This is a genomic window from Ruegeria spongiae (genome assembly GCF_023502395.1).
Classification (GTDB): domain Bacteria; phylum Pseudomonadota; class Alphaproteobacteria; order Rhodobacterales; family Rhodobacteraceae; genus Ruegeria_C; species Ruegeria_C spongiae.
On record NZ_JAMFMB010000014.1, the window covers coordinates 48,142 to 60,738 of the forward strand.

Below are 12,597 nucleotides of genomic sequence, written 5' to 3' on the forward strand. Positions count from 1 at the left end.
CCTTTCGCGATCTGCCCAGAAGCTGCCCGAATTCCCCGTTCCACACCATAATTTGGCGATAATCTGGTGCTAGACACGCTGAAATGATGATCCAGGTCAGTTTGACCACCCTGTTCTGTTTAACGAGTAAACGTAATGCCAGTAACGACCTATGAACTCTACACGCCGACCGATCTTGTCTTCGCCGGAAACACCGTCGCTCTTGTCGGGGGGTATACCGGCGACAACGATGTGATCCTGACGGTCGATGACGATGACGACGTCTTAAACGGCGACCGGTTCCGCAACGAGGACGGCAATGACACCAACCAGTTCGGTACGGCTGTTCTGGCGGATGGCACGGTGATCGGTGGCCCTGCGGTCACCGTCTACTCAGAACAGCAATTTGCGCTGACCGCACCGGGCGAGGACCCGATCACACTCTATCAGATCGAAATCGACTCGAACCCCGCTTCGACTTCCGGCAACGGGATTCTTGTGGGGTATCTGCCATCGGTGCCGCTCAAGCCGGGCGTGACCTACACGTTTTCAACCTCCAATACGGTAGCCACCAACGCGCCGGACTACCCCACGATTGATGGCGCGATCTGTTTCACTGCAGAAAGCATGATTGATACCGAGGCTGGCCCCTGCCGCGCCGGTGCCCTGACGCCTGGCACGATGATCAGGACCCGCGACAACGGATATCAGCCGCTGCGCTGGATAGCCCGCCGCAAGCTGGATTGCTGCGACCTCGAACAAGCCCCCGCGCTGCGCCCGATCCTGTTTGAACCGCACGCGCTGGGCCCGCTGCAACCCGAGCGAAAGATGCGCCTGTCGCCGCAGCACCGCGTGTTGGTGAACACCGCCGCAAATGAGCTGCTGTTCGGGACCGGAACGGTTCTGGCCCCGGCCAAGGGTCTGACCAACGGCACCACCATTCGCGTCGATGAGACAGCGGAAGAGGTCGAATACATTCATCTGATGTTTGATGACCACCAGATCATTTTCGCCGACGGGCTCGAGGCCGAAAGTTTCGTGCCCGGTGCATGGGCGCTGCGTGTATTGCCGCAAGCCGCAAGAGAAGAATTCAACGCGCTTTTCCCGCAGTTCAGCCTGGATGGCGCACCGGACAATTACAGCGCTTACCCGGCGATCAGCGTCCGCGAGGCCGCTCTTCTGGAGCCTCGCGCACGCTGTACAGACCAGTCGGCCTCGCATAGGGTCTAGGAAAACCCAGACCCGCCTCCGGTATCAACATGGCCAAAGTGATCAATCTGCGCCGCGCCCGCAAAACCGCCGAACGTACGGCGAAAAAGTCGCGCGCCGAAGTCAACGCCGCCCGTCACGGTCGCAGCAAGGCTGAAAAAGACCTTGCCCGGGCCCGTCAGGACAAGGCCCGCCGCGATCTGGATGGTCACGAGATCGAGGAATGAACCCGCGCCCCGTCAAGCGGTCGCTGACCCTGCAAGGCCATCGCACCTCGGTCTCGCTGGAGGATGCGTTTTGGCGGGATTTTCGTGATATCGCACAAGAAAAAGGTATTCCGATCAATGCATTGGCGTCTGAAATTGATGCAGGTAGAGACCCTGAAACCGGTCTGGCGTCAGCCATCCGCCTTTATATTCTGGCCTGGTACCGTGATCGGCAGTAAGCCCGAAAAAACCCCCACAAGCGCATGCCGCACCGGAAGGTCGACGGCCTGCCCTTTCTCAAGAAATTGAGCACCGCATATGACACAGACGATCGCCGGCCCCGATGGCCAGCCCCGCTGCAAATGGTGCCAGTCCGCACCGGAATTCTTTGACTATCACGATCACGAATGGGGCTATCCGGTGGCAGATGATCAGCGCCTGTTTGAAAAGCTCTGCCTTGAAAGCTTCCAGTCGGGGCTGAGCTGGCGCACCATCCTGGCCAAGCGCGAGAATTTTCGCGCCGCTTTTGCCGGGTTCGATTTCGATGCGGTGGCTGCATTTAATGAGGGTGATGTCGCGCGTCTGCTCGGTGACAAGGGAATCGTGCGCCATCGCGGCAAGATCGAGGCGGTGATCAACAATGCCGCCCGCGCGCAGGAATTGGTCGCCGAAAAGGGCTCCATCGCTGCCCATGTCTGGAGCTTCGAGCCCGACGCGGCCTCGTTGCCCGAGCCGCAAACCGTCTCGACCTCGCCCGAGTCGCATGCCTTGTCGAAGGATCTGCGCAAACGGGGATGGAAATTTGTCGGCCCCACCACGGTCTATGCGTTCATGCAGGCGATGGGTCTGGTCAACGATCACGCAGAGGGCTGCGTGTTGCGCGAAAAAGCCGCCTCGGAACGGCTGTCTTTCCTCAAACCAACCTGAGCACCAAAAAACCGCGCCTGATGGGCGCGGTCAAAGCGGTTTGCAATCCGCTTAAGGCGTTTCGAAGCCCTTTGCCCCGGCTCAGACCGAGGCGCGGTAGATCTTGTCGATATTGCTGCCAAGCGCGGCGTTGAAGTCGTCATCCGACATCTGCTTGGACAGGCCTTCGGCCAGCGCGCGCGAAAAGGACGCGATCATGTTGTCATTCTGGTCCAGCAACGCACAGGCTTCGTCGGTCGAATACCCGCCCGACAGCGCCACCACCCGCAGCACGCGGGGATGCGCCGCCACCTCGGCAAAGAGGTTGGCCTTGCTCGGCAGGGTCAGCTTGAGCATCACGTCCTGACCTTCACCCAGCGCATCGAGGTTTTTCAGCAGTTCCGCCTTCAGAATTTCCTCGGCCTCGGCCTTGCTCTCAGAGTGGATGTTCACCTCGGGCTCGATGATCGGCACCATCCCGGCACCCAGCACCGTGCGCCCGACCTCGAATTGCTGCGCCACCACGGCGGCGATACCCTCGGCATTTGCCTCGTGGATCACCGAGCGTTCCTTGGTGCCGAACACGCCCAGAGGCGCGGCCTTTGCCAGTGTGTCGGCCAGACCGGGGATCGGTTTCATCATCTGAACGCCGTTGATTTGATCCTCCAGCCCCTTGTCGATCTTCAGAAACGGCACCACCCCGCGTTCGGACCACATGTATTCCGCAACCTGGCGGCCATCGATCTCTTCGCCCAGAGTGCGTTCGAACAGGATCGCGCCGATCACCTTTTCGCGGGTAAAGTCATTGGCGAGGATGATCCGCGCACGCATCTGCTGAATCTCGTCGAACATCTCTTCTTCCGAACCGTATTGCGCGGCGTCCACACCATAAAGCGCCAGCGCCTTCGGGGTCGATCCCCCGCTCTGGTCCAGCGCCGCAATGAAACCGGCCCCTTTGGTCATCTGTTCGCGCTGCGCTTGATTGGACATGTCACTTACCCGTCAACTTGATTCCACTTACAAACCGCATACCCGATGATATGCCGCGATGGTAGGTTGTTAGCGTCGGACAACCCGCAACCAGATCCCATCTTTTGCCCGCACGGTCAGATGCGCGACCGGAACCGGCGCCCGCCCCGCCACACATTCAAACCGGTAGTCCCGCAGGAGCGTCGACAACAGCAGCGGCCCCTCGACCATCGCGAACCCGGCCCCCGGGCACACGCGTGGCCCGGCAGAGAACGGAATATAGGCAGTGCGCTGACAGGCCTTGCCGTTCTCGGTCACCCAGCGGGACGGGTCGAACCCGTCGGGATCGTCCCAGAGGCGGCTTTGGCGATGCAGATGCCAGGGGCTGATCACCACTTGCGCCCCCGTTGGCACGGCGCGGTTGCGAAACTGATGCGGACATGTCGCCTCGCGCACCATCATGGGCACAGGTGGGTAGAGCCGCAGCGCCTCGCGAAAGACGTCCCGACTGATCTTCAGCCGCGACAGGGCACTGAAATCGGCGTCGGGCTCCAGCGCCTGCGCCTCGTCCGCCACCTTGTCCTGCCAATCCGGGTAGAGCGCCAGCAAGTACAGCGCCCAGGCCAAAGCCGAGGCGCTGGTCTCGTGCCCGGCAAGGAAAAAGATCGCCACCTGATCCACCATCTCGTCGGTATCGAACCGGTCACCGGTCTGCGGGTCGCGCGTGGTCATGATCTTGGTGGCCAGATCGTCCGGCGCGCTGCCCGCCTCGATCGCGCGCATCCGCTCTGACGTAAGCTGAGTGATCAGCGCCCGGATGCGTGCTGCGTTGCGCCGCGTGGCGCGGGAATGGAACCGGGGCAGCCAGCGCGGCAATGGGACAAAAGCCGCCAGATTCAATATCGGCTGCGCCCGCTGATAGGCGCGGAAGCGGGTGAATACCTCTGCCGCCACCTCGTTTTCGATGGGGATGGAAAACAGGGTGCGAAAAATGACATCCGCCGCCGCATGGCTGGTCAGTGCTTCGATCTCACTCACCTGACCGACCTGCCCTTCCAACCGGTCCACCGCCGCCCGCGCCGCCGCCTGCATCGCCGGGAAAGTGTCGCGCAGGCGTCCGCCCTCGAAGGCCGGGTCGATGATCCGGCGCTGCCGCTTCCAGGTCTCGCCATTGGTGAGAAAGACCGAATTGCCCAAGAGCGGGCGCAGCCCCTCGCCGATACGGTCGGATTTTGGGAACGCCTCGGGGCACTCCTTCAGCACCCGGCTCACCAGTTCGGGCTGGTTGATCAGAAAAGACCGGAAGAATGGCGTGCGGAACTCGGCCATCCACGCGCGATAAAGCCGCTCCGGCTGCGCCGACAGGATGTCCCGGCGAAACAGCCGCAGGTAGCGCAGCAATGACACCCGGTCCGGGCGTGAGGGTGGTTTCGGCGGAATCATGCGGCGTCCATCGAAGTGTATTTGGACACGGCCACATCAATGCGCGACTTTGAGGGCGCGCGTGTCGCATAGCGGTTGGCCAGCGTCAGCGGCCCGGCGGTGATGCGAAAATAATCGTAATCGCCGGGGCGGTCGAAGGCGCAGAGATACTGGAAATGCAACCGGAAAAAGCGCCAGCGCAGCGCCCGCCAGCGCTCGGGGCTGAGCGTCTGGGTGAAGGCCGCCGAAAAGACCAGCGGCCAGCGTTTGCCAGCCGGGGCCACGCCGCTCACCGTCACCGGATCGCAAAGCGCAAAGGCGCAGCCATCACCGGGGGCCGAGACATCGACCCAGGCCAGAGCCTCGCTGGTGCTGAGCGCGTGCAGATCACGGCGCAGCCGCTGCGCGCGCGGCAGAAAGGACACCATCGGCACCACCTGCCCCAGCGACAGGAACCCCAGCGCCGGGCTGTTCTTGGGCAGATCATCCTGCCGGATCAGATCGGCCAGAACCGACACGCCCAGATGCGCACCCGAAGAGTGGCCGACCACCAGAACCTCATCCACATCGCTGCGCAGCGCCGCGCCGACGCGTTCCCGAAACTCACCCATCCGCGCCTCCAGCGCTGGCGGGGTGGCCCCGTGCAGCTGCGCCGAATAGGCATAATCATGCATCAGGTAATAGGCAAAGAACCGGCCATCCCGCGCCCGGAACCAGTGCAACAGGGCAACGCCCGCCAGCAGCCCTGCAACAGCGCCGACCAGCGAGGCAACCCCCAGCGGCAGCAATGCCATGGCGCGAAACACCAGCCAGCCCAGACCCACCGCCAGCAGCAATTGCCCCAGCAACATCGCCACCGGGTACAGCGCCGCGATCACCGGTCCCTTGCGCAGCCGCATCAGCCGCCAGAGCGCGCCTGAAGAAATATAGATCCACGCCGTCCGCAGCATCTGCAGATAGGCGGCAGGGATCGAGTTCGACATGCTGTCACGCACGATATCGGACCAGACCAGCACCTCGACCTCTGTCTCGACCTGCCGACCGTCCTGCACCGAGCGCACATGCCAGCCATAGGGCCCGGTCCCGGTCTTTGCGCTCAGGTCGATCTCATAGCCCGAGATCACGGCCTGCGCGGCGCCTTCCTTACGATACAGTTCGCGGTAGCGGCGCGGATGAATGGGGTCATAGCCGGGGATATAGAACACCCGGCGGCGGAAGATCTCATCTGGCCTGTTGCTGCTCATTCCTGACCTCTTGGGATCAACCTAGCGCAGCGAACGGGCAAGAGTAAGGCCCTGAAACGGCACCCGCTTTTGCGGTTCAGCCCAGCAGGGCGAGTCCCGGGAACGCCTCGAGCAACCAATAGGAGAAATCCGAGAAGCCACCGGTCAGCATCAACAACCCGATGGTCCACAGAAGCAGCCCCATGATCCGCTCGATCCGGTCCATGTGCCGTTTCATCCAGCCCATCACGCCTTTCAGCCGCGGCAGGAAGGCCGCCACCAGCAGAAACGGAATACCCAGCCCCAGCGCATAGATCGCCAGCAGCACCGTACCGCGCGTCAGCGACCCTTCCGAGGCCGCCATGGACAGGATCGCGCCCAGCTGCGGTCCGATGCAGGGCGTCCAGCCAAAGGCAAAGGCCAGCCCCAGCACATAGGCCCCAAAGGAACTGCCGCCCCGGTCACCCACATCGATTCGCGCCTCGCGATCAAGAAACCCGATCCGGTAGACACCGACGAAATGCGCGCCAAAGGCCATCACGATCAGGCCCGCGATCAGGTTCAGCGTATCCTGATGCTGCAGAAACACGGTTCCGATCGCCGAGGCCGTGAAGCCCAGAAACAGGAAGACGGTCGACAGCCCCAGCACAAAGAACAATGCCGGCAGCATCACCTTGTTGCGCCCTGCGCTCTCTTCGCTCAAATCGGTGACCGACACACCGCTCATGTAAGCCAGATAGGGTGGCACAATGGGCAGCACGCAGGGCGACAGAAAGCTGATCACCCCTGCAACAAGGGCAATGGTCATCGCCGGAATCAGGCTGGCGTCTATGATGGAAAAGTCGAACATAGCAGTCACATAGGCGATCTTTGCGGCAAGGTCACGGCGCCAATGGGTCACATCCTTGTGGTGATATTCTGGACACGGGCCGCGCGGCGCAATAAGTGCCCCTCATGAGCGAAGACACAGATACGCTGGACGCGCTGGGGCTGCTCTGCCCTTTGCCCGTCCTGAAGGCCCGCAAACGGCTTAAGTCCCTGCCCCAGGGGGCCATGCTGCGCCTGCTGGCGGATGATCCTGCCGCCGTGGTGGACGTGCCGCATTTCTGCGCCGAGGCCGGGCATGCGCTGATTTCGCAAAGCGAAGCACCTGACCATCAGATTTACGTGATCCGCAAGGGCGGATGAAAAAAGGCGGGTTCCCGGAACCCGCCTTTTGCACTTGTCAGCTTCCCAGCGACCACCAGCCACGCCGCTTGGGCTTGGCCGGTTTCGGCTCGGGCGCGGGCGTTTCCGCCACCGATTCCAACACCGGCTCCGCCTCAGGTTCGGGTGCCGGTTCGGCGACCTCTTCCGCGACGGGCGCAGGTGCAGCTGCCGGCTCGGGCGCAGCGACTGGTTCAGATACGGTCTCAATCGCAGTCTCGGTGGCGGCTTCGGACACCACCTCGGGCGCTGCTACAACATCTTCGGTGACCGTCTCGCCAGCAGGTGCTTCAGCAACCTCTGCCGCAGGTGATTCCACCCCGGTCGCTTCCGGTGTCACCTCTGCTTCGACATCGACTTTCTTGGTGGCGCGTTTGCGGGTCCGGCGCTTGGGCTTCTCGACTTCAGCGCTGTCGCTTTCGGCCGCTTCAGCCGGTGCGACCTCAGCTGCGGGGTCTTCGCCAGCAGCCTCAGGCGCATCAGTATCCGCGCTGATCTCGGGGGCCTCCGAGGCCTCCTGCACGTCATCCTCAGTCTTTTTCTTCCGGCTGCGCGACCTGCGGGTCCGCTTCGGCTTGGCGGTTTCCTCGGCATCGGCAGCCTCGGCGGGCGCTTCGGCGTCCTGCGCCGCATCTGCCGTCTCGGCATCCGACTCAGCGCCCGAATCCTGCGCCTCGGCGTTTTCCGCACCGTCCTCGGACCGGTTGCCCTTCCGCTTGCGCCGACGCCGACGCTTGCGCTTGGGCTTGGCCTCGCTCTCGGCATCAACGCTCTCGACCTCGGAGGGCAGTTCGTCTTCCTCCGGTGCCTCGGCCTCATCCGCGTCGATCTGATCCATCAGCGAGGTGTCCACCGACACAACAGGCGCGGCCACTTCGGCCACGATCCGCGTCGCGGTCTTGAATTTCTCGATCGAGAAATCCGGGCTGACCAGATGCGTGTCCCCTTCGACCCGGACCGACAGCCCGTAGCGAGCCTCAATCTGGGCGATATGTTCGCGCTTCTGGTTCATCAGGAAGTTGGCGATATTGACCGGGCAGCGCACCAGAACCTCGCGGGTGCGGCGGCGCGTGCCCTCTTCCTCGACCTGGCGCAGTATGGCCAGCGCCATGTTGTCGTCCGAACGGATCAGACCGGTGCCGTGGCAGGACGGGCATGGCTGGGTTGTCGCCTCGAGCATACCGGGGCGCAGGCGCTGACGGCTCATCTCCATCAGACCAAAGCCCGAGATGCGGCCCACCTGAATGCGCGCGCGGTCGGTCTTCAGCTTATCTTTCATGCGCTTTTCGACGGCCGAGTTGTTCTTGCGCTCGTCCATGTCGATAAAGTCGATCACGATCAGACCGGCCAGATCGCGCAGACGCAGCTGGCGTGCCACCTCTTCCGCAGCCTCCAGGTTGGTCTTGAGCGCGGTTTCCTCGATCGAGGCCTCTTTGGTGGCCCGGCCAGAGTTCACGTCGATCGCCACCAGAGCCTCGGTCACGCCGATCACGATGTAGCCGCCGGATTTCAGCTGCACCACCGGGTTGAACATGCCCCCCAGATAGGTTTCCACCTGATACCGGGCAAAGAGCGGCAGCGTGTCCTCATACCGCTGCACGTTCTTGGCGTGGCTCGGCATGATCATCTTCATGAAGTCCTTGGCAATGCGATAGCCCGCCTCGCCTTCGACCAGAACCTCGTCGATATCGCGATTGTAGAGGTCGCGGATCGAGCGTTTGATCAGATCGCCCTCTTCGTAGATTTTCGCGGGCGCGATGGATTTCAGGGTCAACTCGCGGATCTGTTCCCACAAGCGCTGCAGATATTCATAGTCGCGCTTGATCTCGGCCTTGGTGCGTTTGGCGCCTGCCGTGCGCACGATCAGACCGGCGCCCGACGGCACATCAATTTCGGCGGCTATGTCTTTGAGTTTCTTGCGGTCCGTGGCGTTGGTGATTTTACGGCTGATGCCGCCGCCACGCGCGGTGTTGGGCATCAGAACGCAATAGCGGCCCGCCAGAGACAGATAGGTCGTCAGGGCGGCACCCTTGTTGCCGCGCTCTTCCTTGACCACCTGCACCAGCATGACCTGGCGCACCTTGACCACTTCCTGAATCTTGTAGCGGCGCGGGCGCGGTTTGCGCGGCGGGCGGATATCCTCGCTGTCATCGTCATCCGCAACGGATTCGATGTTTTCGTCCTTCTTGGACGCGTCCGAGCCTTTGGCCTTTGGTGTGTCCTCGGATTCGTCTTCGCTCTCGTCTCCAGTGTCTGCCTCAGCCTCTGCGACCTCTTCCGCTTCTGTCGCTGTCGCAACTGCATCGGTCTCGGCACTGTCGGACTCGGCAGCGTCGCTGCTTTCGACTTCGCCAGCCTCAGCTTCAGCTTCAGCTTCGGCGGCAGGTTCTTCGACCGGGGTCTCGGAAACGGTTTCCATCGGCGAGCTGCCTTCGGCCACCAGGTCGCCATCGTCTGCGCTGACCTCATCGCTCAGATCGATGGTTTCCATTCCGCCGATCTCGACCTCCTTGGTCTCGACGGCATCCTCGGTCACCACATCCTCGGCCTTGGTCTTGGACCGCGACCGGCGGCGCGGCTTCGAAGCACGGGCCACCTCGGCCTCATCGCGGGCACGCAGCGCATCGGCATAGGCGCGCTCTTCCTCCATCAGCGCCTCGCGGTCGGCGACGGGGATCTGGTAGTAGTCGGGATGAATTTCAGAGAACGCCAGGAAGCCATGGCGATTGCCGCCATAATCCACAAAGGCGGCCTGCAACGAGGGTTCGACCCGCGTTACCTTGGCAAGATAGATGTTGCCGGCAAGCTGCCGGCGGTTTTCGGCCTCGAAATCAAATTCCTCGACCTTGTTTCCGTCAACCACCACGACGCGGGTCTCTTCCGCGTGGGTGGCATCGATAAGCATTTTCTTTCCCATGTTTCCTTGGTGCACCGCGCCAAAGGCACGCGTCGCCTGAAACCAGGCGGTCCGGCATGTCTGGGGGGGTGTCTTGTCAGGGCGATTTCAGACGCAGCGCGGCAGGGTCCGGCCAACTGGCCCCCTGCCCGATTTCTCAATCCTTGCGCGCGCGTCATCGCGGTTCTTCTCCGACAGGCGCGGGTATTCCGCAGCCTGCCCACTTATTTCCTTTCTTCCGACGCATCGGAAGAAGGCACTCCACTGCCCCTTGTGAGGGGCAATAATCGGTCTGCGATGTCCTGCAGGTATCTCGTCCGGCCTGGCCAAAGCAGCGAATCTCTCAACGGGGTTTAGGGATCAAAATCGCGATCCGACCCGTCTCCACACCATAAAGGGAGACTTGTGGAAAAGACAATGGGCAATCCACCTTGGGCCGCCTCTGTCCGATCACACCGGCGTCGAAAACCCCAGATGCGCCATCGCAGCCGCCAGATCAGTCGCAACGTGTTGACCCAAATCGGGAAGTTCCACCTCGGGCGGTCGCAAATCCGGGATCTGGATCACCCGGCATCCCGCGCGAGCGGCAGATGTCGCCCCCCGGTCGCTGTCTTCGAAGGCCACGCAGCGCTCGGGTGCCACGCCAAGCCTGGCCGCTGCTTCCAGATACGGGGCGGGATCGGGCTTGTTGGCCGACACCTCGTCGCCTCCGATCACATGCGCGAAATGCCCGATCAGGCCTGCTTTCGACAGATGATGCCGTGCCGCCGCTCCTCGGGTCGAGGTCACGACTGCCATCGGATGCCCATTACCCGACAGCGCTGACAGGGTACCCTGAACATATGGCTTGAGCGGCACATCGCTGTCCAATCTGGCGTCAACTGCCGCATACAAATCGGCGTGAAATGCATCGACGTGCTGCGCCTGCCCCAGAAGACCCTCCAGCCTTTCGCGCGCATGGCTGTCCGAAGACCCGACCAACGTCAGAAAAAACGCTCGGCCCGCATCCGGATCGTAGCCGCGCCGGATCAACAACGCGACGGCGACCTCAAGAAAAACCCGCTCGGTATCAAGTAGCAGGCCGTCCATGTCGAAGAGAAAAGCGGCTGGTGTCGACATTACGGATGCCTCGGCAATACGTTCCAGTGCCCGTTCTACCTAAATGGATCAGGACAAAAAAGGACCGCGGGCCAAACCCGCGGTCACTCTTTCAGACGATCAGCAACAGAGCGTGATCAGAGGTAGTCCGACCGCTGCAAGCCATATTTGGCCATCTTCTCGTTCAGTGTCCGGCGGGGCAGACACAGCTCGTCCATCACGCTGGCGATCGAGCCCTTGTGGCGGCGCATGGTGTTGTCGATCAGCATCCGTTCGAACGCCTCGACATATTCCTTGAGCGGCTTGCCTTCGGTGGTCATCACCGGCTGCATCTCTTCGTGATCGGACATCAGCAGCGAGGCAATCGTGCCCGAGCCGCGCCGCGCCTGCAGCACCGCACGTTCGGCGATGTTGATCAGCTGGCGCACATTGCCCGGCCAGGGGGCCTGCAGCAGCTGCGCGGCCTCCTGCGCGCTGACCTGGGGCGCGTCACAGCCGTATTCCTCGGCGAACTGCTCGCTGAGCCGGGTAAAGAGCGTCAGGATATCCTCGCCGCGCTGGCGCAGCGGCGGCATGGTGATGCGCAACGCCGCCAGCCGGTAGAACAGATCAGGCCGCAGCGCATCCTCACAAGTCTTGCCCGCCTCTTGCAGGTTCGAAATCGCCACGATCCGTGTCTCGGCCGGGGTGCCCTGCTGGTTCATCACGCTCAAAAGCTTGGCTTGCAGCGTGTCGCTCAGCGCTTCGATATCCTCCAGCACCAGCGTCCCACCGCGCGCCTCTTCGATCGCGGGCAGTTCCGCATCCTCGGGGTTCATCGGGCCAAAGAGCCGTTTCGCCAGCGCCTCTTCCTCCAGCGCCGCACAGGAGATCAGCACGAATTTCTTGCCCGCCCGGCTGCCCACCGCATGCAGCGCGTGCGCCGCCAGTGTCTTGCCGGTGCCGGTCTCGCCGTCGATCAGCACATGACCGTCGGCCTGTCCCAGATCGAGGATATCCTCGCGCAGCCGCTCCATCACCGGGCTGGCACCGATGATCTTTTTCATCAACTGCGTCCCATCGCTCAGCTCACGGCGCAGCGCCCGGTTGTCCAGCGTTAGGCGGCGGGTCACCGTGGCGCGTTTGGCCAGTTCCGACATCCGGTCCGGGTTGAACGGCTTTTCAAGGAAATCGAACGCCCCCACGCGCATCGCCTCGACCGCCATTGGCACGTCGCCATGCCCGGTGATCATGATCACCGGCAACGTGCTGTCCGAGCCCATCAGCTTTTTCAGAAACTGCATCCCGTCCATGCCAGGCATCTTGATGTCGGAGATCACGATGCCGGGATAGTCCGGCCCCAGCACCTTGAGCGCATCCTCGGCGCTGGCGAAGGTTTCGGTGTCATAGCCCGACAGCGCCAGCCACTGGCTGATCGACTGCCGCATGTCCTGTTCGTCATCCACAATCGCGATTTTCATGGCCTGTGCCATAGATGTACCTC

12 protein-coding genes are annotated in these 12,597 nt (G+C 62.5%); 5 read left to right on the forward strand and 7 right to left on the reverse strand.

Features of this window, described 5'->3' with window-relative positions; translation table 11 throughout:
* Positions 1-135 precede the first annotated feature (135 nt).
* The 4 genes from M3P21_RS12165 to M3P21_RS12180 all read left to right on the forward strand — a co-directional run bounded on the left by M3P21_RS12165 (position 136) and on the right by M3P21_RS12180 (position 2,321).
* Entirely contained in the window at positions 136-1,209 is a 1,074-nt protein-coding gene (locus M3P21_RS12165) for a Hint domain-containing protein (protein ID WP_249710288.1), read from the forward strand.
* A gap of 29 nt (positions 1,210-1,238) precedes the next feature.
* A complete protein-coding gene (locus M3P21_RS12170; RefSeq protein ID WP_249710289.1) occupies positions 1,239-1,415 on the forward strand; it encodes a DUF4169 family protein in 177 nt (58 codons plus the stop codon).
* On the forward strand, positions 1,412-1,633 hold the full coding sequence (locus M3P21_RS12175) for a ribbon-helix-helix domain-containing protein (RefSeq protein ID WP_249710290.1): 222 nt from the start codon (positions 1,412-1,414) through the stop codon (positions 1,631-1,633). The genes M3P21_RS12170 and M3P21_RS12175 overlap by 4 nt, the downstream gene beginning before the upstream one ends.
* Positions 1,634-1,712: 79 nt before the next feature.
* Positions 1,713-2,321, forward strand: coding sequence for a DNA-3-methyladenine glycosylase I (locus M3P21_RS12180; protein WP_249710291.1), 609 nt, complete (start codon positions 1,713-1,715; stop codon positions 2,319-2,321).
* A gap of 81 nt (positions 2,322-2,402) precedes the next feature.
* Here the strand turns inward: M3P21_RS12180 and M3P21_RS12185 are convergent, their stop codons facing one another.
* The 4 genes from M3P21_RS12185 to M3P21_RS12200 form a co-directional block, all read right to left on the reverse strand.
* Positions 2,403-3,290 (reverse strand): fructose bisphosphate aldolase, encoded by an 888-nt coding sequence (locus tag M3P21_RS12185; RefSeq protein ID WP_249710292.1) that lies wholly within the window; start codon positions 3,288-3,290, stop codon positions 2,403-2,405.
* Positions 3,291-3,359: 69 nt separating this feature from the next.
* Positions 3,360-4,712 carry a cytochrome P450 gene (locus tag M3P21_RS12190; protein WP_249710293.1) on the reverse strand — a complete coding sequence of 451 codons (1,353 nt, stop codon included), beginning with the start codon at positions 4,710-4,712 and terminating at the stop codon, positions 3,360-3,362.
* Entirely contained in the window at positions 4,709-5,935 is a 1,227-nt protein-coding gene (locus tag M3P21_RS12195; RefSeq protein WP_249710295.1) for a hypothetical protein, read from the reverse strand. The genes M3P21_RS12190 and M3P21_RS12195 overlap by 4 nt, the downstream gene beginning before the upstream one ends.
* Before the next feature lie 76 nt (positions 5,936-6,011).
* Entirely contained in the window at positions 6,012-6,764 is a 753-nt protein-coding gene (locus M3P21_RS12200; protein WP_249710297.1) for a cytochrome c biogenesis CcdA family protein, read from the reverse strand.
* A 104-nt stretch (positions 6,765-6,868) separates the two neighbouring features.
* On the opposite strand from M3P21_RS12200, the gene M3P21_RS12205 reads away from it, so the two are divergent.
* Positions 6,869-7,102: a sulfurtransferase TusA family protein gene (locus tag M3P21_RS12205; RefSeq protein WP_249710299.1), complete on the forward strand. Its 234-nt coding sequence runs from the start codon at positions 6,869-6,871 to the stop codon at positions 7,100-7,102.
* A gap of 37 nt (positions 7,103-7,139) precedes the next feature.
* On the opposite strand, the gene M3P21_RS12210 is transcribed toward M3P21_RS12205, so the two are convergent.
* The 3 genes from M3P21_RS12210 to M3P21_RS12220 all read right to left on the reverse strand — a co-directional run bounded on the left by M3P21_RS12210 (position 7,140) and on the right by M3P21_RS12220 (position 12,586).
* A complete protein-coding gene (locus M3P21_RS12210; RefSeq protein ID WP_249710300.1) occupies positions 7,140-10,037 on the reverse strand; it encodes an Rne/Rng family ribonuclease in 2,898 nt (965 codons plus the stop codon).
* Between the two features lie 429 nt (positions 10,038-10,466).
* On the reverse strand, positions 10,467-11,135 hold the full coding sequence (locus tag M3P21_RS12215) for an HAD family hydrolase (protein ID WP_249710301.1): 669 nt from the start codon (positions 11,133-11,135) through the stop codon (positions 10,467-10,469).
* Positions 11,136-11,251: 116 nt separating this feature from the next.
* Positions 11,252-12,586, reverse strand: a complete 1,335-nt coding sequence (locus tag M3P21_RS12220; protein ID WP_249710302.1) for a sigma-54-dependent transcriptional regulator — start codon at positions 12,584-12,586, stop codon at positions 11,252-11,254.
* Positions 12,587-12,597: the final 11 nt, after the last annotated feature.